At 71.2% G+C, this 20,295-nt stretch carries 21 protein-coding genes; 6 read left to right on the top strand and 15 right to left on the bottom strand.

Features of this window, described 5'->3' with window-relative positions:
* Nucleotides 1-160: 160 nt before the first annotated feature.
* The 9 genes from pseH to SROS_RS05695 form a co-directional block, all read right to left on the bottom strand.
* Nucleotides 161-649 (bottom strand): UDP-4-amino-4,6-dideoxy-N-acetyl-beta-L-altrosamine N-acetyltransferase, encoded by a 489-nt coding sequence (pseH, locus tag SROS_RS05730; protein WP_012887939.1) that lies wholly within the window; start codon nt 647-649, stop codon nt 161-163.
* Between the two features lie 5 nt (nt 650-654).
* A complete protein-coding gene (locus SROS_RS05725; RefSeq protein WP_012887938.1) occupies nt 655-1,704 on the bottom strand; it encodes an HAD-IIIC family phosphatase in 1,050 nt (349 codons plus the stop codon).
* Nucleotides 1,701-1,967: an acyl carrier protein gene (locus SROS_RS52705; protein ID WP_012887937.1), complete on the bottom strand. Its 267-nt coding sequence runs from the start codon at nt 1,965-1,967 to the stop codon at nt 1,701-1,703. Before SROS_RS52705 ends, SROS_RS05725 begins: the two co-directional genes overlap by 4 nt.
* Before the next feature lie 270 nt (nt 1,968-2,237).
* Nucleotides 2,238-2,627 carry a YbaB/EbfC family nucleoid-associated protein gene (locus tag SROS_RS05715; RefSeq protein WP_012887936.1) on the bottom strand — a complete coding sequence of 130 codons (390 nt, stop codon included), beginning with the start codon at nt 2,625-2,627 and terminating at the stop codon, nt 2,238-2,240.
* Nucleotides 2,628-2,629: 2 nt separating this feature from the next.
* Nucleotides 2,630-3,010 (bottom strand): YbaB/EbfC family nucleoid-associated protein, encoded by a 381-nt coding sequence (locus SROS_RS05710; protein ID WP_012887935.1) that lies wholly within the window; start codon nt 3,008-3,010, stop codon nt 2,630-2,632.
* Nucleotides 3,010-3,909, bottom strand: a complete 900-nt coding sequence (locus SROS_RS05705; protein WP_012887934.1) for a hypothetical protein — start codon at nt 3,907-3,909, stop codon at nt 3,010-3,012. Before SROS_RS05705 ends, SROS_RS05710 begins: the two co-directional genes overlap by 1 nt.
* Before the next feature lie 12 nt (nt 3,910-3,921).
* Nucleotides 3,922-4,185 carry a hypothetical protein gene (locus tag SROS_RS50760; RefSeq protein ID WP_169369196.1) on the bottom strand — a complete coding sequence of 88 codons (264 nt, stop codon included), beginning with the start codon at nt 4,183-4,185 and terminating at the stop codon, nt 3,922-3,924.
* 262 nt (nt 4,186-4,447) lie between these two features.
* Nucleotides 4,448-4,618, bottom strand: a complete 171-nt coding sequence (locus SROS_RS51610) for a hypothetical protein (protein ID WP_012887932.1) — start codon at nt 4,616-4,618, stop codon at nt 4,448-4,450.
* 250 nt (nt 4,619-4,868) lie between these two features.
* Nucleotides 4,869-7,148, bottom strand: coding sequence for a hypothetical protein (locus SROS_RS05695; RefSeq protein ID WP_012887931.1), 2,280 nt, complete (start codon nt 7,146-7,148; stop codon nt 4,869-4,871).
* 288 nt (nt 7,149-7,436) lie between these two features.
* On the opposite strand from SROS_RS05695, the gene SROS_RS05690 reads away from it, so the two are divergent.
* Nucleotides 7,437-8,315: a polysaccharide deacetylase family protein gene (locus SROS_RS05690; protein ID WP_012887930.1), complete on the top strand. Its 879-nt coding sequence runs from the start codon at nt 7,437-7,439 to the stop codon at nt 8,313-8,315.
* On the opposite strand, the gene SROS_RS05685 is transcribed toward SROS_RS05690, so the two are convergent.
* Nucleotides 8,222-9,481 carry an acyltransferase family protein gene (locus SROS_RS05685; protein WP_245564566.1) on the bottom strand — a complete coding sequence of 420 codons (1,260 nt, stop codon included), beginning with the start codon at nt 9,479-9,481 and terminating at the stop codon, nt 8,222-8,224. The two genes, SROS_RS05690 and SROS_RS05685, sit on opposite strands and share 94 nt — an antisense overlap.
* Nucleotides 9,482-9,763: 282 nt before the next feature.
* Here SROS_RS05685 and SROS_RS05680 point away from each other — a divergent pair, with 282 nt between their 5' ends.
* A complete protein-coding gene (locus tag SROS_RS05680; RefSeq protein WP_012887928.1) occupies nt 9,764-10,132 on the top strand; it encodes a nuclear transport factor 2 family protein in 369 nt (122 codons plus the stop codon).
* A gap of 44 nt (nt 10,133-10,176) precedes the next feature.
* Nucleotides 10,177-10,581 (top strand): hypothetical protein, encoded by a 405-nt coding sequence (locus tag SROS_RS05675; RefSeq protein WP_012887927.1) that lies wholly within the window; start codon nt 10,177-10,179, stop codon nt 10,579-10,581.
* Between the two features lie 57 nt (nt 10,582-10,638).
* On the opposite strand, the gene guaA is transcribed toward SROS_RS05675, so the two are convergent.
* Nucleotides 10,639-12,210, bottom strand: coding sequence for a glutamine-hydrolyzing GMP synthase (gene guaA / locus SROS_RS05670; RefSeq protein WP_012887926.1), 1,572 nt, complete (start codon nt 12,208-12,210; stop codon nt 10,639-10,641).
* Between the two features lie 202 nt (nt 12,211-12,412).
* Between guaA and SROS_RS05665 the strand changes: the two genes are divergently transcribed.
* Nucleotides 12,413-13,159 carry an SDR family NAD(P)-dependent oxidoreductase gene (locus SROS_RS05665; RefSeq protein WP_012887925.1) on the top strand — a complete coding sequence of 249 codons (747 nt, stop codon included), beginning with the start codon at nt 12,413-12,415 and terminating at the stop codon, nt 13,157-13,159.
* A 53-nt stretch (nt 13,160-13,212) separates the two neighbouring features.
* On the opposite strand, the gene SROS_RS05660 is transcribed toward SROS_RS05665, so the two are convergent.
* Both SROS_RS05660 and SROS_RS05655 read right to left on the bottom strand, forming a co-directional pair.
* A complete protein-coding gene (locus tag SROS_RS05660) occupies nt 13,213-14,733 on the bottom strand; it encodes a DUF885 family protein (RefSeq protein WP_012887924.1) in 1,521 nt (506 codons plus the stop codon).
* Between the two features lie 220 nt (nt 14,734-14,953).
* Entirely contained in the window at nt 14,954-15,835 is an 882-nt protein-coding gene (locus SROS_RS05655) for an NAD(P)H-binding protein (RefSeq protein WP_012887923.1), read from the bottom strand.
* Between the two features lie 86 nt (nt 15,836-15,921).
* On the opposite strand from SROS_RS05655, the gene SROS_RS05650 reads away from it, so the two are divergent.
* Entirely contained in the window at nt 15,922-16,335 is a 414-nt protein-coding gene (locus SROS_RS05650) for a winged helix-turn-helix transcriptional regulator (protein WP_012887922.1), read from the top strand.
* A 42-nt stretch (nt 16,336-16,377) separates the two neighbouring features.
* On the top strand, nt 16,378-17,121 hold the full coding sequence (locus tag SROS_RS05645) for a hypothetical protein (RefSeq protein ID WP_012887921.1): 744 nt from the start codon (nt 16,378-16,380) through the stop codon (nt 17,119-17,121).
* Nucleotides 17,122-17,129: 8 nt separating this feature from the next.
* Here SROS_RS05645 and SROS_RS05640 read toward each other — a convergent pair whose 3' ends face one another.
* The gene (locus SROS_RS05640; RefSeq protein ID WP_052316878.1) at nt 17,130-18,518 is read right to left on the bottom strand and encodes a pyridoxal phosphate-dependent decarboxylase family protein; all 1,389 of its coding nucleotides are present in this window, start codon (nt 18,516-18,518) and stop codon (nt 17,130-17,132) included.
* Nucleotides 18,519-18,587: 69 nt separating this feature from the next.
* A complete protein-coding gene (locus SROS_RS05635; RefSeq protein WP_012887919.1) occupies nt 18,588-20,279 on the bottom strand; it encodes an FAD-dependent oxidoreductase in 1,692 nt (563 codons plus the stop codon).
* Nucleotides 20,280-20,295 lie beyond the last annotated feature (16 nt).

Genomic DNA, 20,295 nt, shown 5'->3' with positions numbered 1-20,295 from the left:
GACGCCGGCCTCCCCCCAGGGATCAACCTGATAGCCGACGCCGGCCTCCCCCAGGGATCGCCTCGGTAGCCGATGGCGCGTCCTCCCGTGATCCCCGGTCGCCGGCGCCCCGCCCCAGGCCGTGGTCGCCTGGGGCGCCGGCGCCGCGGCCGTCCCGTGATCACCTCGTCAGCTCCATGACGACGACGGGCTCCCGGACGCCTCCCACCTCGCGCGTGTAGGTGCCCACCTCGATGAACCCGTGGCGGCGGTGCAGGGTCCTGACCGCCTCGTTACGGGCCAGCACCTCGCCGCGCAGCGTGGCGATGCCCAACTCGGCGAAGGCGTACTCGATGGCCTCGCCCTCGATCCGCATCCAGGCGGCCAGCAGCTCGCCCCGCTCGCCGAGCCCGTCGACGTCGAGGTAGAAGCCCCATCCGGCCCGCCGCGCGCGGGCGTCGTGGTCGGAGAGGGTTACCACTCCGCTCGGCACGCCGCCGTGCTCGTAGACGAGGACCCGGCGCGTGCCGTCCGCCATCGCCGTCCGCCACCACCTGCGGTGTTCGACCTCGCCGATCTCGTGATCGGTGAAGCTGACCCCCCGCACCCGCGGGTGGTTGCGCCACCGCCGGATCATCTCGCACTCGCGCTCGACCGCTCCCCTGAGCACGGCGGTCAGCCGGTCCGTACCGTGAGGTACGCGGGAGGGTCCTGGATGCGCCCGAGGTCGGACTCCAGGATCCGGAGCTCACCCCGGCTCTCCACCTCCTGGAAACCCGCGAAGCGGTAGGTCACGAACATCACCCGGTTGCGGTCGTTGGGCAGGAACTCCGCCTGGAGCCGCACCCCGGCGTCCCGCGCCAGGCGCATGACGTGGTTCAGCAGGACCGTCCCGACGCCCCGGGACATCACCCGGCAGGACATCAGCAGGAGCTTGAGCGTCCAGACCTCGGCTCCGCGCTCGACGAGAGCGAGGCCGATCTTCCCGTAGGAGCCGAACCTGTCCTCAAGTCCGGCCACCAGCAGCAGGTGGCCGGGGGACTGCGCGAAATCGCGCAGCTCCTCGTAGGAGTAGGTGACGCCGGTGGAGTTGAGCTGGTTGGTCCGGACGCTGAGCTCCTCGGCACGCCGGAGGTCGGCCTCCGCCGCCGCGGAGATCGAGAAGGTCATGTCGAGGGTGGCCAGGAAGTCGTCGCTCGTCCCGCCGAACTCCCGCTCGGCGGCGTCCCTGAGCTCGGACCCCATGTACATGGAGCGCCGGTTGCGGGAGTCGTCGGTGACGAACCTCGGCGTGAAGACCGGCATCTCCGGAATCCTCGCCACCTCGCCGGCGTCCAGGCAGAGCACCTGGGGGTGGCTGAAGGCGACCTCCTCCAGCTCGAAGGGCTGGTCGTCGATGAGGGCCAGCGTGTCGATCCCGATGTTCAGGGACTTCGCGATGGCCGCCACGGACTCGGACTTGGAGTTCCAGCCGATCTGCGGGGCGAGGAAGTAGTCGCGCAGGCCGAACCGCTCCAGCTGCTCGATGGCGGCCGGGCCGTGGTTCCTGCTGGCGATCGACTGCAGGATTCCCCGCTCGTCGAGCACCCTGACGACCTCCGCGACCCCGGGCCGGAGCGTGACCTCCCCGTCCTCCAGGAGGACGCCGTCCCACAGGGTGTTGTCCAGGTCCCAGACGACGCACTTGATCGGGCCGGTCCCCCGCCCCTCGACGCCCGCGGTCATGCGGGCACCGCCCCCGTCTTCGGGCCGGCGGAGATCCGCCGGACCAGCGCGGCCATGGAGTGGACGCTGCGGAAGTTGTCCATGTGGAGCTCGTCGTTGGGCACCGTCACCGCGAAGGTCCGCTCGACGAACATCACGACCTCCATCGCGAACATCGAGTCGACGAACCCCAGGGCGAAGATGTCGTCGTCATCGCTCCAGCCCCGGCCGGGGAAGCGCGGCTCGATGAACGCCCTGATCTGCGTATCGATATGATCTTGCACCGATTTCGCCCTTTCGGTCACGGCAGGCAGTGGAGTAGCTCACGGTATCGTCGCGACAGCGTAGTGTAACTACGCGATGCGTGAGAGGCTGCCCGCCCATGTGCCCGTCGGGCCCGCCCGCGGCCACCGACCCGTCGGACGTGCTCGGCTCGCGGAGCGTGAAGCCCGGGACGGAGCCCTGTCCGCCGTGGCCCCGTCCAGCCGATGGCCTACCGGTCAGCAGGCGCCCGCCGCCAGAACACCACCCGCCGGAGGCGACGTGACGACGTCCTAACGGTGCGGGCCGCCACCAGCCTCGAAGAGGCGTTTGGCGTCGCCGAACAGGTCTCCCAGGTCGACGCCCCAGTCGGCACCCAGGTCGCCCGTCAGCGTGGCCCTCGCCTCACTCGCGGCCTGCTCGGCCTTGTGGATCGCCTCGACCAGGGCGTCGCCGAGCGTCACGCCGTCATGCCGCCGCTTGCTCAGCTGGCTGATGTCGAGGGCCAGCAGGTTTCCCGAGGCGTCCACGGTCGCCGTGATCCCGCCCCTGTCGACCTCGCCGGTGAACTCCCGCGTGGCCCACTGCTCCGCCGTCGCCTCGGTCTCGGCCAGAGCCGCCGACCGCCGCTCCAGCCGCTCCAGCCGCTCTGTGAACATCCGCAGTCTGTCTGTCTCATCCATGCCTAGCCCTCCCGCAGAAACGCGTCGAGGTAGGGCGCGAACGAATCGTCGTCCGGGTCGGGCCGCGGCCGGCCGCCGTTCAGCCTGTCCAGGATCTCGTCCAGCCCTTCCGCCGCGGCCCGGCGCGCCGCTCCGACCGCGTCCAGCACGGCCTGGCTCAGTGCCACATGGTCGAGGTCGCGCATCGCCCGCGGGTCGATGCGCACGCGCAGGAGCCGCGCCGAGCCCGTCACCGTGGCCACCACCCGGCCGCTGCCGTCGGCACCCGTCACCCTCCGCTCGTCCAGCTCTCGCGTCCCGTCTGCGAACGTGTCGGCCATACGCTCGACCTCGCGGAACAACCGCAGGAGGTCCTCCTCACCGCCCGCGCCGATGTGTGTCACTAGTTTTCCTTGGTGACGGGCACCCAGAGGTTGGGGTCGTAGCCCACCGGCTTCAGGTGCAGTTTGTTGTCACCCACGTTGAAGAGCCCCCGGAGTTCGAAGATCTTGTGGCCGAGGGTCTCCAGCTTGGCGTCGAGTGCTTTGATCTTTGCGGTGAACTGCTGTATCAGGTCCCAGAGCAGCTTGAAGACCACGAGGGCGGCCGCCCCCAAGGCCATCTGGCCGACCATGGTCGCCTTGATCGGCAGGAGTAACGTGAAGAAGCCGACGGACCCAACCAGCAACTCGGCGAGCTTCATGTCGTAATCCATGACATCCCAGGCCAGGCTGGTCAAGGTTCCGCTTATCTCGGTGGCGATGCGGCCGAGCTCGTCGAACATGCCGATCAACTCGAACCTGAGATAGCGCTGGACCGTTTCGGACGCGTGCCCCTTCCAGTACGGCGAGACCTCGCTGAAGTAAGTGATCCACACGTCCCAGGCGCTGAGCTTGAGATCGCCCAGCATTTCGTTCCACTTACTCCGATCGTCGAAGAACTCGCTGGGGTCGGCCATGTGCCTGATGGCGTAAAGGGCCAGCGCACCACCCACCACGAGAAGGCCTGCCCCGGCAAACCCCGTAAGGAGCCGGTGCTTGCTGGCATTGACCGTGTTCATCAATCTCTCGAAGAACTTCGGATCCAGCTTGATCTGGGTAGCCTTGGCCCACTCGGCTTCCCGGAGAGCCATGCTTCTCTGGGCTTGCCAGCCAATCCTGTCCCGCTCGATGAGCCCGCCGACTCTGGCCCTCTCAGCCAGCCCATCGGCCCTGGCAGCCTTGGCGGCCCTCTCAGCTTCAAGCCGCGCTGCGCGACTACGTAGTCCGTCGTTGTTGGGCAGATTGCCCGAGGGGGGCGGCATCTAGGACCTCCTTCACCGGTTGATCTGATCGGCGGCTTTTCCAGCGCCCTCGTTGGCGTCGCGATATGTCTTTGCCACGCGGATGAGGTTTGGCGCGTCCTCACCAAGCACTCGCTGCAGGGTTCCCGCGGCTTCGACCCATTCCCCGATGTAACCGTTGAGCCTGTTGACAAAAGGCGCAGCGACGTCGGGGATGCCGAACAGCGGGTTCCAGTGGTCGACCATGGGGGCCTTGACCTTGAGCCTGCCGACGTTCGCCTCGGCCTCAAGCATCACGTTGGCGAATGCGACGATCTTGCCGGTCCGCGCCTCGTAGCCGTCCTTGTCATCCGGTGCAGACTCGGCGGGCTGGGCCGGGGTGGGAACGTGGTCTTTCGGCTCAGGCCAAAGGGGGCTGCGCCCCTCACGGCCCAGTCTGTCTTCCGGCAGGCATGGGCGGATCAGGCACGGGGGATCGTGCGGGCACGAGGGTTGACCCGATGGAGAAGGGCTCGGGCTGCCGGTCGACGGGCTCGGTGACGGGCTGGGCGACCCGGAATCACTGGGTGACGGGCTGGGCGACCCGGAGCCACTCGGCGAAGGACTGGACGACCCGGAGCCGCTGGGGGACGGACCGGGCGTCCCAGAGGCACTCGGCGAAGGACTCGCAGATGAGTCCGGATATGTCGGGCTCGAAGAGACGCCGTCGGACACTCGATACACCTTCCATGCGCTCGGCGGGTTGAACGACAGCCCTCGGCGCAGGCGGCCGGCCGGCGGAGGAGGTGGCGTCCGGGAGGCACCGGGCACGAGTGCCTTCTCACCGCCGGTGCGATCGGCAAAGATCAAGTCTCAATGTAGGGGATGGAGCTCATTGGCGTCCACGAATAGCACATTCGCCATATATGCGACACACCGCCTGTGAGCTACCGACATGTCCCCGTGACCGATCGCGTGACACCGCGCGGACGGCGCGGCGCTCAGGAGAGGGTCGAGTAGACGGCGAACGATCCCCTCGCGTAGCGGAGCCGGGCGAACTGTCCGAGGTCCGGCGCGGTCAGGGGGCGCCTCCTGTCGACCATCAGCCAGCGCACGCCGTAGCGTCGCGCGAGCAGGTCGACCGCCCGCGCGGTGGGAGCGGTGAAGACGGCGTCGTTGGCCGCCAGCAGCTCCGCGTCCCAGAACGGGACCGCGCCCATGGGTTCCCGGTCGACGTCGGTCAGCGACGCCAGCGTCCGCGCCGTGTATCCCCAGCCCTCGACCAGGACCCGCCTCTCGGTATAGCCAGATATCCAGAAATGCCGGTTGTCACAGGAGTCGGAGACGGCGAACCGGCAGTGGGCGTTGGTCGCGACGACGTCGTCCGGGCCCGAGTGGTCCCGCAGCCAGCGCGCGACCGCCACCCCTTCCGCCGGGATCTCCGTCGTCTGCACCGGGACCCTGTAGGTCAGGCCCGCGACCACGGACTGGACCACCGTGGGCGCCGAGAAGCCGGCGAGCAGCAGGAGTACGCCCGCCCACCGCCACCGGAGCCGCCAGAGCAGGCAGATCGCGGCGCCCGCGACCGCGCACGGCACGATCACAGGCAGCACGAGGACGGCGACGGAACCCAGGCCGCCGAGCTCCGCGAGACCGGGCGGGGACTCCGGCCGCACCGCGGCGACCAGCAGCGCCACCGCGCCGCCGGCCGCCCCGCAGGCGCAGACCAGCCGGACGCGCGACCGCCGGGGGACGGCCGCCAGGGCGGCCAGGACGCCGGCCGCGGCGGCGATCGACAGGTACGGCCTGGCCGCGGTGAGGAAGTACATCTGGCTCATGCCCGGGTGCCCGAACACGGTCACCGCGCCGACGCCGCCCAGCCCGATCCCCAGGAACAGCGTCAGCGCCCGGTCCGGCCCGGAACCGGGCGCGGCCCGGCGCCCGAAGGCGCCCGCCCAGAGGGCGGCCCATGCCAGCAGGAAGACCAGGGACAGCAGCGCGGGAGCGATCTGGAGGTCGCCGGAGCCGCTGCCGGGGACGGACCACATGACGAACCTGACGGCCGTGGAGAACGGCGAGACCCGCAGCCCCTGCGAGGCCCCGCCGAAGAGGACGAGCTGCGCGAACGCCAGCGTCACGAGGGTGAGGAGGCCGAGCGCCACCAGGGTGCGGTCCAGCCGCCTCGACCGCGTCCACTCCACCGCGGCGAGCAGGCAGAGCCCGGCGGCCAGCAACGGGAGATAGGTGGCCTTCGCCCCCGCCAGCGCGACGAGCAGCACGGCCACCGGCACGAAGATCGATCTGCCCGGCGCCCTCCGCCCCAGCAGGGCGACCACCGGCAGGGTGAAAGCAGCGAAGAGCGCGGCTCCGAACGTCTGGGTGGGGCTCAGCCACGCCAGGGAGATGTTCGACGGGCCTCCCGGGAAGTCCGCCACCGTCCACGGGTAGGGATCCAGCGGGCCGGCGAAGCAGGTGATGAGCAGCCCCAGGACGCCTGCCCGCCACGTCCCGGTGATCATGAAGGCCACGGCCGGGACGAGCACGACGGAGATCGCGATCATCGGAAGGACCGCGAGGCGGTACAGGAGTGTCTGGGCCTCGATCCCGGTCGCCCAGCTCGTGGCGGCCATGTCCGCGTAGACGAACCAGTGGTAGGACAGCGGCTCGCCCAGCACGTGGGGGGTGGTCGGCGGCAGATGGTGGCGCAGCTCGCCGACGAGCCCCAGGTGGAAGGGCATGTCGACGTACGGGTTCCCGTTCTCCGGCCATCGCAGGCCGTGGCCGCCGAAGAAGGTGAGGCCGCTGGAGACGACGAGGAAGCAGAACACCGCGGCCATGGCGGCGGCGGCCCGGACGGGGATCCGCCTCTCCGTGGCGGTCCGCCAGTGGCGGCGCAGGCGGGGATGCGCGAGGAAGACCGCGATCACGGCCGGCGGGCCGAGCAGGATCAGTCCGGGATGGCCCACGGCGCGGGCCGCCAGGTAGAGCAGGACCTCCAGCGCGTATCCCAGCGCCGTGCCCGCGGCGAGGTCGACGGCCGGCGGGGACGGCAGCCGGGCGAGTGCACGCCAGAGCAGGGTCCCCGGGAGGGTGAGGCCGAACGCCACGTAGAGCGCGAAGAGCCCGATCGCCGACGGCGGGGTGCCGTAGGCCGTCAACGTGCAGACGGTCACCGCCGCGGCGGCCGTACCCGGGAGCACGGCGAGCAGCCGTGACCGTGGCCGTGATTCCGGCACCTCCTCATCGTGCTCCGCGCCCGCGGCCAGTGTCGCCGTATCCATGGATTCACCCGTCCCTCATGCACGACCCCGCCGGCTCGGGTGGCGCGCGGCCCGGATATGATGATCTTTCCGGGGATGGGCCGGGCTCCCGCGTATTCGCCTCCCGCACACCGTGCTCTTGCCGAGCTTTTAACGCCGCACGCAGGACGGCTCTCCCTGAGTGCGGGCTGGCAGAAGCCTGAACGTCGGCTGGCAGACAAGTGATCGCCCCACATTTGGGCGAAGTGTCCGGATAGGATGCTTTTTTCTGTCCCGCCCGCATCTCTCGTAACACCCGGAGCTCCCCTCATGAAGTCTCCTGCTCGAATGCTGCTGGCCGTCCCCTGTGCGCTGGCCTTGGCGGCCGCGCCGACCACCGCCTGGAGCGCGGACCAGCCCAAGCCCACCGCCACGGCCAAGCCCACCAGCACGGCCAAGCCCACCACCACCGCGGCCAAGACGACGGACAAGGCCAAGTCCGCCGCCAAGGTCGCGCCCGTGGACTGCGTGAAGGTCAAGTGCATCGCGCTGACCTTCGACGACGGTCCGGGCAAGTACGCCGACAAGCTGCTCGACACCCTCAAGAAGTACAAGGCCAAGGGCACGTTCTTCCTTGAAGGCCAGTACGTGAAGTCCCGCCCGGCCTTCGCCAAGCGGATGGCCGCCGAGGGCCACGACCTCGGCAACCACAGCTACACCCACCCGCACCTGCGGGAGGTCTCCGAGGAGAAGATCCGCGAGGAACTGACCAAGACCCAGGAGATCGTCAAGCAGGTCACCGGCAAGTCGCCGACCATGATCCGCCCGCCGTACGGCGAGATGGACGACCGGGTCAAGGCGATCGCGTCGGAGATGAGCATGCCGATCGTGCTGTGGAACGGCGGCTCACGTGACTGGGCGACCAAGAACGAGAAGGCCATCTACGACGAGGTGCTCAAGAACGCCAAGCGTGACGGCGTCATCCTCATGCACGACTGGGTCGAGCAGACCGTCAAGGTGATGCCCAAGCTGCTGACCGCGTTGCAGAAGCAGGGCTACCACGTCGTCGCGGTCTCCTCCCTGCGCGGCGCGAAGGACCTCAAGGCCGCCGACATCTACCCGGTCGGCAGCGAGAAGGACGAGGACTTGACGGGTGACACGCCCGCCGAGGGCGCCGAGAGCGCGGAGTCGCCCGCCGACGGCCAGTGAGCCACCCTCCTGCCCAGCCGCTGCATCGGCAGCTCGACGTAGCGATAGGTGAGCTGGCTCAGGCCGATCACCGCGACGACGAAACCCGCCGACAGTGACACCTGCACCACCGGCTGCATGGTACGGACGTCTCCCACGAGGGAGTTCACCAGCCTCAGCAGCGGGTGGTGCAGCAGGTAGAGCGAGTAGCTGATCAGGCCGAGCCGGACGAGGAAACCGGGCAGGCGGCGCCGGCGCAGGGCCATCGCACCCGCGAACGTCGCCCCCGCGAGCGCCATCGTGGTGAACCACACCCCCGGCTGCACCCACCACCAGCCCGCCTGGCCCGACCACACCGGGGCCAGCGCCACCAGGACGGTCGCGACGGCCACCGGCCAGAGCCCGCCCGTGCCCTGCTCCCACCGGCGGACGGCGGTCCCGATGAACATCACCGCGAGGATCGCCGCCCCGAGCCACGGCACGAAGCTGCCGAAGATCAGCAGCACCACGGACATCCCGCCGAGGACGTAGGCGGCCGCGGTCCGGAACCGGCCGCTGATCAGGCACACCATGCCGACGAGGAAGAGCGCGCCGGACACGTAGGCGGGCCAGGGGCCCTTGAGCAGCGGCGCGGACAGCACCAGCCCGGCGACGACCGCCACGGCACCGAACCCCACCGCGAAGGTCCCGCTCCGGTGGTGCAGGCCGCGGACGAACAGCGCGGTGACCAGCAGGTAGAAGACCATCTCGTAGGAGAGCGTCCACATGGTGTCGGCCAGGCCGCCCAGGTGGACCACGTCCAGCAACATCGTGACGTGCGCGGACACGGCCGACAGGTCACGGGGGACCTGCTCGCGGACCGGCACCCAGAAGGCCATGAGCAGGACGGCTGCCGCGACCAGCAGATAGATCGGGTAGAGCCGGAAGACCCGGCTGATCCAGAAGGCGCGGACGTCACCGCGCCCCTCCAGCGAGACCGGGATGATGTAGCCGCTGACCAGGAAGAAGACCAGGACACCGTACATACCGAGGTTGAACCAGTAGGGTCGCAGGGCGGGCATGAACCAGGGCAGCAGATGTTCCAGCAGCACCGCGACGGCACCGAGTCCGCGCAGCGCGTCCAGCCAGGCCAGCCGGCTGGCGGGCATGGCCTTGGAAGATCTGGCATCGATGTCTGTCGGGGGCACCCGCCCCAACTTACCTGGACAGACATAGTGAAACCGGTCTAACGGCTATCTATGCCGATACGGACGCTCTTCCTACCGTGCAGTGGACAGACCGCAACTCCGGCGATCACGCGCGGAGTCCGTCCCCCTACTGAAGCGGCCATCAGGTAAGGCACAGAACGCCCTCAAGCCGACCTATAGCGGGCCCCGGAAGTACCGGTGGATGACAGATTCCCCGGCCCGCCGATCTCCGTAACTTTGTGACCCGCAGGAACAACCGCGGACCACAAGGAGACGGACGACATGAACGACACCGCCAAGCTGGTCGAGCGCTACCTGGCCACCTGGAACATCACCGACGCCGCCGAGCGCCGCGCGGAGATCGACGCCATCTGGGCCGAGGACGGCCGCTACGTCGACCCCCTGGTCGACGTAGCGGGCCGCGACGCGATCGACGCCACCATCGCCGCCGTCCAGCAGCAGTTCCCCGGCCTGGTGTTCACCCCGGGCGGCGACGTCGACGCCCACCACGACCTGGCCCGCTTCACCTGGAACCTCGGCCCCGAAGGCGGCGAGGCCATCGTGATCGGCTTCGACGTCGCGGTCCTGACCGAGGACGGCCGCATCCGGACCGTCCACGGCTTCCTCGACCAGGTCCCCGCCGCCCTCTGAGCACCGGCCCCACCCCGTCCACCCGTCCAGAAAGGCTCTCCGAGATGACCGCCGCCGCCGTCCCCACCACCGACCCCTACCGGCTCGTGCGCCTGGCCCTGCGCCTGGACGCCGTCGTCACCGCCGTCAACGGCCTCGCCTACCTCGCCCTGGCCGCTCCGATCAACGACCTGCTCGGGCTGCCGGTCGGCCTCCAGTACGGCATCGGCGCGTTCCTCACCGTCTACGGCGTCGCGGTCTGGCTGATCGCGCGGCCGGCTCTCGTCAACCGGGCCGCCACCCTGGCCGTCGTCGCCCTCAACGTCCTGTGGGCCGTGGTCAGCGTCGCCGAACTGGCGATCGGCGGCCTGGAGGTCACCACCCTCGGCGCCGTCTGGGTCCTCATGCAGGCGGCCACCGTCGGCGGCTTCGCCGCCCTGCAGTGGTTCGGCCTCCGCAAGGCCGGGTGAGAACGGAGAACGGCGCGGCCCCCGGAGATCGACTCCGGGGGCCGCGCCGTAGGTGTCCTACTCCCACTCGATGGTGCCCGGGGGCTTGCTGGTCACGTCGAGCACCACGCGGTTGACCTCGCGGACCTCGTTGGTGATCCGGGTGGAGATGCGGGCGAGCACGTCGTAGGGGACGCGGGACCAGTCGGCGGTCATGGCGTCCTCGCTGGAGACCGGGCGCAGGACGATCGGGTGGCCGTAGGTGCGGCCGTCGCCCTGGACGCCCACCGAGCGGACGTCGGCGAGCAGGACGACCGGGCACTGCCAGATGTCCCGGTCGAGGCCGGCGCGGGAGAGCTCCTCACGGGCGATGGCGTCGGCCTCGCGGAGGATCTCCAGGCGGTCGCGGGTGACCGCGCCGACGATGCGGATGCCCAGGCCGGGACCGGGGAACGGCTGGCGCCAGACCATCGCGGCCGGCAGGCCGAGCTCCTCGCCCGCGCGGCGGACCTCGTCCTTGAACAGCGCGCGCAGCGGCTCCACCAGCGAGAACTGCAGGTCGTCGGGGAGGCCGCCGACGTTGTGGTGCGACTTGATGTTGGCGGTGCCGGTGCCGCCGCCGGACTCGACCACGTCGGGGTAGAGCGTGCCCTGGACGAGGAAGTCGACCGGACCGTCGGCGATGATGGCGCGCTGCTCGTCCTCGAAGACCCGGATGAACTCGCGGCCGATGATCTTACGCTTCTCCTCCGGGTCGGTGACCCCGTCGAGCGCCTTGAGGAAGCGCTCCTGGGCGTCCACCACCCGGAGCTTGACGCCGGTGACGGCCACGAAGTCACGCTCGACCTGCTCGGCCTCCCCCTTGCGCAGCAGCCCATGGTCGACGAACACGCAGGTCAGACGGTCACCGATGGCACGCTGCACCATGGCGGCGGCGACCGCGGAGTCCACTCCGCCGGAGAGCGCGCAGATGGCGCGGCCCTCCGGGCCGATCTGGGCGCGGACCGCCTCGACGGCGTCCTCGACGATGTTGAGCATCGTCCAGGAGGGACGGCAGCCCGCCGCGTCGAGGAAGTGCTTCAGCACGGTCTGGCCGTGCTCGGAGTGGAGGACCTCGGGGTGGAACTGCACGCCGTACAGGCCCTTGCCGGGGTGCTCGAAGGCGGCGACCGGCGTCTCGGAGGTCGCGGCGGTGACGAGGAAGCCCTCGGGGGCGGCGGCGACGCTGTCGCCGTGGGACATCCAGACCGACTGCTTGACGGGCAGCCCCGAGAACAGGACGCCCTCCTGGGTCACTTCGAGCTGGGTCCCGCCGTACTCAGCGATGCCGGTCCTGGCCACCTGACCACCGAGGGCCTGGGCCATGATCTGGAAGCCGTAGCAGATCCCGAAGGTCGGGACCCCGGTCTCGAACAGGCCGGCGGGCGCGGCCGGGGCGCCTTCGGCGTAGACCGACGAGGGACCGCCGGACAGGATGATGGCCTTGGGCTTCTTGGCCAGCATCTCCTCCACCGGCATCGTCGACGGGACGATCTCGGAGTAGACGTGGCATTCACGCACCCGTCGCGCGATCAGCTGCGCGTACTGCGCACCGAAGTCGACGACCAGGACCGTGTCGAACTCAGACACCAAGACCCCCAAAGGAAACACAGCGGTGCATCCAGTCTATCGGCGCCTGTCAGCATCGTTACTCGTAGGTGCGGAACACAGGTGGAGCACCCGGTCCGCCCACCCTGATCCGGGGAACTTCGGCCGCCCCGCCCGGCAATTCCGATATCTCGGCACATCGTCCCTGGTGACCGGTTGATCTACGGGTTAGCGTGAGGTCCACCACACGTCGAGGAGGCCGGCCATGCCCGACACCGGAGTAATCGTCACCGGCGGAGCGTCCGGCATCGGCCGGGCCTGCGCGCTGGCGCTCGCCGAGACCGGGCGGCCGGTCGCGATCTGGGACCGTGACGGGGCGGGCGCCAGGGAGACCGCGTCCTTCGCCGCGACGAACGGCGCGACCTCGGTCGGGGTGACCGTCGACGTCACCGACACCTCGGCCTTCGCCGCCGCGATCGCCACCACCCGCGAGGCCCTCGGCTCGATCGGCGGCCTGGTCCACGCGGCCGGGGTCGTGGCCCCCACCGCGGTCGGCAACCTCACCGAACCCCTCTGGGACGCGGTGCTCAACGTCAACCTGCGCGCCCACGCCCTGCTGACCAAGGCCCTCCTGGCCGACCTGCGGCAGCACGAGGGATCCGCGATCGTGGGCATCTCGTCGGTCGAGGGCCTGGTGGGACAGGCCTTCATCCCGGCGTACTGCTCCTCCAAGGCCGGCCTGCTCGGCCTCACCCGGTCCATGGCCCACGAGCTGCCGCCGATCCGGGTGAACGCGGTCTGTCCCGGCTACATCGACACCCCGATGCTCAACGGCGCCACCGGCGGCGACCCCGGCTTCATGGAGGCCTTCAGGAAGAAGTCGCCGTTCGGCCGCCTCGGCCGCCCCGAGGAGATCGCGACGGCCGTGCGGTTCCTGATGAGCGACGAGGCGTCCTTCATCACCGGGGCCCACCTGGTCGTCGACGGCGGGGCGACGGCCGTCGACCGCTGACCCGCCTGTCGCGACGGCCCCCGGCGCCCACCCGTCCGGATCGGCGAGTACGGCTAGGCCCGGAGCGCGTGGCCGAGCAGTCCCAGGGGCGGGGAACCGAGGTCGAGCATGGCCGCGTGGAAGCGCTTGAGGGTGAATCCGGCGCCCCACTCGGCCCTGGCCCGCTCGCGCAGGTCGAGGATCTCCAGCTTGCCCCAGGTGTAGCGGCCGTAGGTCGGGTCGAAGGTGGCCCGCGCCGCCTCCGACAGGGCCGCGGGGCCGGCGATGTGGGTGTCGGCCTCGAAGCGGCGGGCGCCCTCCTCGACGGTCATCGTCCCGGTGTGCACGCCGATGGCGCAGGCCATGCGGGTCACCCGGATCAGCGCCTCCAGCCACACGCCGATCTCGAAGCGCGGGTCGTCGGGCGCGAAGCCCTCCTCGACGCAGAGCTCCTCGGCGTAGTGCGCCCATCCCTCGGCGAACGCCATGGACATCAGCGTCCGCCGCACGTCGGAGGGGGCGTGGCGGAGGGCGCGGCCGTGGGAGAAGTGCCCGGGGGCGACCTCGTGCACGTTGATCGCGGGCAGGGTGGTCTCGCTGAAGACCTCCAGCCACTCCTCGATGTCGTGCTCCGGCCAGGAGGGGTCGGGCGGGGTGATGTGGTACCAGGACGGGCCGTCGGGCTCGCCGGGCGCCGACCAGCTCATCATCGCCATGGCCCACCGGCGCGACTCCGGCGCGAGACCGACCAGGCACTCGCCGTCGTGGTAGGGCACCAGGTCCTTCTCGCGGGTGAAGGCGATCGCCCTCTCGGTGCCGGTCCTGGCGGCGTCGATCACGCCGTCGATGCCGGGGTGCTGCCTGACCAGCTCGCGCGAGACCTCCAGCGGCGGCCGGCCGGCCGAGCCCAGCCTGGCGCAGGCCTCGGTCAGCCGGGCCATGAGCCGGTCGCGTTCGGCGTCGGCCCGCTCGGCGAGCCGGCCCAGGTCCACCGTGAGGCCGTCTCCCGCGCTCATCAGCCGGGTCAGTCCCCCGGCGCCCAGGGCCGCCTCCGGGTCGCCGGTGCGCGAGGCCTCCTCGACGTGCTCCACCAGGCGGGCGTGGGCCTTGAGCGCCGCCTCGCGCACGGACTCCTCCGCGTCCGCCGGCACCCCGGCCGCCAGGCCGCGCACGGCTCCCAGCAGCGCGCTCGCGACGGGGGCGCTGAGGCGGTCGAGCGAGGCGATCGCGTTCTCCACGGCCTCTGGCCACCGGGCGAGATGGGCGTGCTTGGCGGCGGTCCGCTCGGCCTCGGGGGCGTAGTCACGGTCGTAGGTGGCGAGGTCGAGGTTGTTCGCGTGTTCGAGCGGGCTGCCGCGGTGCAGCTCCAGTTCGCCGAACCGGACCCGGGTGGCCTCCTCGAAGATCTGCAGGTGCGCCGCGTCGTAGGGGTCGGCGGGCGGCGTCCCCCCGCCGAGTGCGGCCAGTCCCGCGCGCACGCCCTCGGGCGAGAGGTCCTGGATCCGGCCGTCGTACTCGTGCCGGCCGGCCGTCTCCCGGACATCGGCGACGGCCAGGTCACACACCGCGCGGAGGCGGCTGTCGAGTTCGGTCATGACCGCGACGCTATATCAGGACAGGTCCGGGTGATCGGGCCGGACGTGTCCCGGCGGAACGCCCCCCTCCGGCCACCGCCGGAACGCCGGCGGTCCGGCCCCGGCGCCGGGCGGACACCTCGTCGCGACGCCCGGACGGACACCCGGCGCGACGCCGGAGAAGACACCGGCCGCGAGCTCAGGCGGACGCGCGTACCGCGCCGGCGGTCCGGCCGCGAACTCAGGCGGACGCCCGCACCGCGTCGGCGACCAGGCCGCGCACCGGCCTCGGCGCGACGCCGAGCAGGCCGGGAAGATCGGTCCGCTCCCCCGCGAGCAGGCCGGCGCCGATGTTGGAGAAGATCGAGACCGCGTGCGCGACCTGGTACGGCGGAACGCCCTTCGCCGCGAGCGCGGTCCAGACGGCGCCCAGCGGGCTCGGCCGGTAGCTCACCGGCACGCCCCGGACGTCCGCCAGCGCGGCCGCGACGTCCTCGGCGCCGATGGTCTTCACTCCGTCCAGCTCGTACGTCCGCCCCGCGTGCCGGCTGCGCCGCCCGGCGGCGACGTCGTCCTGGACCTCGGCCACCACCCGGGCCGCGACGTCGGCGAGGTCCTCCCGCGCGACCACGGACACCTGACCACGCCCCCAGGGGGCGGCGAGGACGCCGGGGACGGCGCCGGACCCGGCCATCATCGTCAGGCCGACGGGCACCTCGGCGTAGAGCCCGTTACGCAAAACCGTCGTGTCGAAGGGCGCGGCGGCGAGGGCCGCCTCCGTCCAGCGGTGGGGGAGGGCGATGGTGAGGTGGTCGCCGGAGCCGGCGAGGCTGGTGTAGATCACGTGCTTGACCCCCGCGGTCGCGGCCGCCTCGATCGCCGCGCCGTGCCGGGCGATCACCACGTCGTCCTCGGCGTAACCCGCCGAGATGATCAACAGCGTCCGCACGCCGGCGAAGCCGCCGGCCAGGGAGGCCGGGTCGTCGAAGTCGACCCGGCGGACCGGAGGGCCGGCGGGCGACGGCTCCGGGCTCCGGGTGCCCGCGACGAGGTCGTCCCGCCCCGCCAGCCGTCCGGCGACCAGCTTCCCGAGGGCGCCCGACGCGCCGGTGACAAGAATCATCGAAATCTCTCCCCGAATGGGTGGTTCTCTCTGGTAACTGGGACCATCCTCGGTAACCAGGACAGATTCCATAAGGAGGCACTTCAATGTCAGTGGGGCACACCGCGGTAACCACCGAGCCGGTCGTCTCCTGCGGGGGCGAGGAGGAGGACTGCGGCATCCGCGAGGTCCTGGACCGGATCGGGGACAAGTGGTCGGTGCTGGTGGTCGTCGAGCTGGCCCAGGGCGTGCGCCGCTTCCGCCGGCTCCAGCGGGCGATCCCCGGGATCTCCCAGCGGATGCTCACCCTGACCGTCCGCCGCCTGGAGCGCGACGGGCTGGTCCGGCGGACCGTCTACCCCACGGTCCCCCCGCAGGTCGAATACGAGCTGACGGCGATGGGCCACAGCCTCACCCACCTGGTGAGGGCCCTCGCCGACTGGTCGGCCGACCACCGGTCGGCCATCGCCGACTCCCGGCACCGCTGGGACGCCGCCAATCCCGGCTCCGATATCCGCTGAAAACCAGTCGTACCGACCCGGCATCGGTGAAACGATGACCGGATGTCCGTCCGCGTCACCACACTCGCCGAACGTCCGGAGTTCACCGGGCAGCTGTGGGCCATGGACAACTCGTGGCCCGAGTTCATGTTCCACGACCGGATGGCGGCCCTCTACTTCGAGGTCTGCACGACGGTCTATCCGGAGTTCGTCCTGGTGGCCGACGACGACGCCGACCCGGGCCGCCTGGTCGCCAAGGGCCTCAGCGTCCCCTTCGCCTGGAAGCACGAGGACCTGCCCGACGACGGCTGGGACGCGGCGGTCCTGCGGTCCTGGAACACCCGGCGGACCGGTGAGAAACCCACCGTGGTCTCCGCGCTGGAGATCACCATCCGGCCCGACCGCATCGGCTCCGGGCTCTCGCCCCTCATGCTGGGGGCCATGCGGGACAACGCCGCCCGCCTGGGGTTCGGTGAGCTGATCGCCCCGGTGCGGCCCAACGCCAAGCATCTGGAGCCGCGCACCCCGATGGCGGAGTACGCCGCGCTGACCCGGCCCGACGGCCTGCCGGCCGATCCGTGGCTACGGGTCCACGTGCGCGCGGGCGGCACGATCGCGAAGGTGGCGCCCCGCTCGATGACTGTGGCCGGCACGCTCGCCGAATGGCGGAAGTGGTCCGGCTGCGCCTTCGACGAGAGCGGCCCGGTCGAGGTGCCCGGAGCCCTGGTCCCGGTCCACTGCGACGTCGACCAGGACCACGCCGTCTACGTCGAGCCCAACGTCTGGGTCCGCCACCGGCTGACCTGACGGACCCGTCACCCGCCGGGGCCGCGCTCCCCGCCGATCCGGTCGAGCAGCGCCTCCAGCGTCTTGTCGTCCGTGGCGGGGGCCATCACGGTGACCCGCAGGTGACGGACGCCGTCGATCTCGGCCGAGGTGAGCTGGAAGGCGCCGTCCGCCATCAGCCGCTCGCGGATCTCCGCCTGGTCGGCGCCGCCGTACCGGAAGCAGACGATGTTGCTCTCCGGCTCGTAGGGGCACTCGAAGCCGGGCCGTTCCCGGGCCAGTTCCCAGAAGCGGTGCGCTGTGGCGTACTGCCGCGCGACGTAGTCGCCCAGCCCCCGCTCGCCCCGCCAGGCCAGGTTGAGGAAGACCTTCAGGCCCAGCTCGGCCTTGCTGCACTCCACGGTCCTGCCGATCAGGTCGAAGCCCTGGTCGCCGTAGAACAGGTAGCTCGCCCGCTGCCGGAAGGCCGCGTCCAGGTCGCCCTCCCTCCTGGTCAGGACCGCCGCCGCCAGGCTGGAGGTCCGCAGCATCTTGTGCGCGTCCCAGATCAGGGAGTCGGCGAGCTCGATCCCGTCGAGCAGGTGCCGGTGCTCCTCGGCGAGCAGCGCCGACGCTCCGTGGGCGCCGTCCACGTGGAACCAGACACCGTTGGCGGTACAGAACTCGCCGATGCCGCGCAGGTCGTCGTAGAGCCCGGTCCCCGTCGAGCAGGCACTGGCCACCAGGGCCATCGGCCGCCGTCCCGCCCGCCGTACCCGATCCAGGGCCTCCGGCAGGCGCGCGACGTCGACCCTGCCCAGCCCGTCCACGTCCAGCGGCATGACGGCCCGCTCCCCCAGCCCGAGGATCGCGGCGGCGCGGGTGAGCGAGTAGTGCGCCGAGGCGGGGGCGAGCAGGGCGAGGTCGGCGGGGACCCCGTCGGTCCACGCCTCCGGTACGGCCGCCGCCCGCGCGGCCAGCAGCGCGGTGAGGTTGGCCAGCGAACCCCCGTGGGTGAGCACCCCTCCGCCGGTCTCCCCGAACCCCACCTTGTCCAGCATCCAGCGCAGGACCTCGAACTCGACCGTGGCCGCCGAGGCCCCCATCTCGTAGACCGCCATCGGGTTGTTGGTGGCGCCGTGGACGAAGTCGGCGAGCGCGGCGGGGAAGTCGGGGGCGGCGATCTGGTGGCCGAGGTAGGCGGGATGGTGCAGCCGGGTCCCCTCGTCCAGGTAGGCCGCCAGGAACTCCGCGTAGCTGTCCGGCGTCATCCCGCCCTCGCGGATCCACCGCACGAGTCCGAGCCGTTCGGCCACCTCGCGCGGCGGCCGGCGGCGGATGACGGGCGGCAGTCCGCGCTGGCTCTCGTCCACGTAGGCGGCCAGCCCGTCGGCGGTCACCGCGGCGGCGCGTGCGAACTCTTCAACATTCCAGATCACACCGGGATACTGGTCGAATCCACGACATATCGCCAACGGAGGCCGGGTTCCGGAGCGCGGCGCCCCGCTCTACGTGATGCCGACGATGGGCAGGCGGAGGGCGCCGGGGGCGGCGGCGGGGACGGCCGGACTCCTGGGGGCGACGGGCGGCAGCCGGACGTAGGGGGAGCCCGGGGCGGGCCGGGGGTCGGCCTCTCCCCTGTTGGGCCAGAGCGACATGGCGCGCTCGGCCTGGGCGGTGATGGTGAGGGAGGGGTTGACGCCGGGGTTGGCGGAGACGGCGGAGCCGTCGACGACGTGCAGGCCCTCGTGTCCGTGAACGCGGTGGTAGGCGTCGATCACCCCGGTGTCGCGGCCGGCGCCGATGGCGCAGCCGCCCAGGAAGTGCGCGGTGGCGGGGATGTCGAACAGGTCGAGCCAGGACCCGCCGGCCATGCCGCCGACCTCCTCGGCGGCGTGCCGGACGAACTCGTGGCCGGCCGGCAGCCAGGTGGGGTTGGGGTCGCCGTGCCCCCGCCTGGAACGGAGCCCCCAGCCGAACAGCCCCCTCCGGCCCGACAGGGTGATCGAGTTGTCCTTGGCCTGCATGACGAGGGCGATGATCGCGCGCTCCGACCACCTGCGGTGGTTGAACAGCCTCGGCACGAGATGGGGCCTGCGCACGGCCTCGCCGAGGAACTTGAGCCAGCGGGGCGCGCCGCCGCCGTCGATCAGGAGGGAGCGGAGCATGCCCATCGCGTTGGAGCCGTCGCCGTAGCGGACGGGCTCGATGTGGGTGTGGGCGTCGGGGTGGATGGAGGAGGTGATCGCCACGCCGCGGTTGAGCTTCTCCCCCTTGACGGACAGTCGCTCGAACCCGAGCAGCGCTTCGGAGTTCGTCCTGGTCAGGGCGCCGAGCCGGTCGGAGAGCCGGGGCAGGGCACCGGTGGCCTTGAGGCGGTGCAGCAGGCGCTGCGTGCCGTACGTGCCGGCCGCGAAGATCACTTGCTCCGCCGTGAGGGTACGGCGGCGCCAGGGCGCCCCCGTCTTGCTCACCTCGACCCGGTAGCCGCCGCCCGCCGGGCGGACCGAGGTGACCGTGGTCTCCGGATGGACCTTGGCCCCGGCCTTCTCGGCCAGGTAGAGGTAGTTCTTGACGAGCATGTTCTTGGCGCCGTGCCGGCAGCCGGTCATGCACTCGCCGCACTCGGTGCAGCCCCTGCGGCGCGGCCCGGCGCCGCCGAAGTAGGGGTCGTCGACCTCGACGCCCGGCTCGCCGAAGAAGACGCCGACCGGGGCCAGGTGGAAGGTGTCGCCCACGCCCATCCGGTCGGCGACCTTCCGCATCACCTCGTCGGCGCGGGTGACCGTCGGGTTGACCACCACCCCCAGCATCCGCCTGGCCTGGTCGTAGTAGGGGCCGAGCTCGGCCTTCCAGTCGGTGATGCCCGACCACTGGGCGTCCTCGAAGAACGGGTCGAGGGGCTCGTAGAGGGTGTTGGCGTAGACCAGCGAGCCGCCGCCGACCCCGGCGCCCGCCAGGACCATGACGCCGGTGCCCTTCTGGCCGCGCAGCACGTGGATGCGCTGGATGCCCCTGAGGCCGAGCCCCGGCGCCCACAGGAAGTCACGGACCCGCCAGGAGGTTCTGGGCAGCGTGCCCTCGTCGAACCGCCGCCCGGCCTCCAGCACGGCGACCCTGTAGCCCTTCTCCGTCAGCCGCAGCGCCGAGACGCTCCCGCCGAACCCCGAGCCGATCACCAGCACGTCGTAGTCGAACATCCGCAGACTCCCTTCG

This window comes from Streptosporangium roseum DSM 43021 (genome assembly GCF_000024865.1).
In the GTDB taxonomy this organism is placed as follows: Bacteria; Actinomycetota; Actinomycetes; order Streptosporangiales; family Streptosporangiaceae; genus Streptosporangium; species Streptosporangium roseum.
Note: the sequence above shows the minus strand (reverse complement) of the source record. Positions and strands in the feature narration are given on the sequence as shown.

Bases quoted from the DNA above. Each gene is read 5' to 3' on its own strand.
- SROS_RS05655 (WP_012887923.1), bottom strand. From the start codon at position 15,835: ATGATTCTTGTCACCGGCGCGTCGGGCGCCCTCGGGAAGCTGGTCGCC.
- SROS_RS05665 (WP_012887925.1), top strand. From the start codon at position 12,413: ATGCCCGACACCGGAGTAATCGTCACCGGCGGAGCGTCCGGCATCGGC.
- SROS_RS05705 (WP_012887934.1), bottom strand. From the start codon at position 3,909: ATGCCGCCCCCCTCGGGCAATCTGCCCAACAACGACGGACTACGTAGT.
- SROS_RS05635 (WP_012887919.1), bottom strand. From the start codon at position 20,279: ATGTTCGACTACGACGTGCTGGTGATCGGCTCGGGGTTCGGCGGGAGC.
- SROS_RS05725 (WP_012887938.1), bottom strand. From the start codon at position 1,704: ATGACCGCGGGCGTCGAGGGGCGGGGGACCGGCCCGATCAAGTGCGTC.
- SROS_RS05660 (WP_012887924.1), bottom strand. From the start codon at position 14,733: ATGACCGAACTCGACAGCCGCCTCCGCGCGGTGTGTGACCTGGCCGTC.
- SROS_RS05695 (WP_012887931.1), bottom strand. From the start codon at position 7,148: ATGGATACGGCGACACTGGCCGCGGGCGCGGAGCACGATGAGGAGGTG.
- SROS_RS05650 (WP_012887922.1), top strand. From the start codon at position 15,922: ATGTCAGTGGGGCACACCGCGGTAACCACCGAGCCGGTCGTCTCCTGC.
- SROS_RS05690 (WP_012887930.1), top strand. From the start codon at position 7,437: ATGAAGTCTCCTGCTCGAATGCTGCTGGCCGTCCCCTGTGCGCTGGCC.
- SROS_RS05715 (WP_012887936.1), bottom strand. From the start codon at position 2,627: ATGGATGAGACAGACAGACTGCGGATGTTCACAGAGCGGCTGGAGCGG.
- SROS_RS51610 (WP_012887932.1), bottom strand. From the start codon at position 4,618: ATGGAAGGTGTATCGAGTGTCCGACGGCGTCTCTTCGAGCCCGACATA.
- SROS_RS05680 (WP_012887928.1), top strand. From the start codon at position 9,764: ATGAACGACACCGCCAAGCTGGTCGAGCGCTACCTGGCCACCTGGAAC.
- SROS_RS05675 (WP_012887927.1), top strand. From the start codon at position 10,177: ATGACCGCCGCCGCCGTCCCCACCACCGACCCCTACCGGCTCGTGCGC.
- SROS_RS05645 (WP_012887921.1), top strand. From the start codon at position 16,378: ATGTCCGTCCGCGTCACCACACTCGCCGAACGTCCGGAGTTCACCGGG.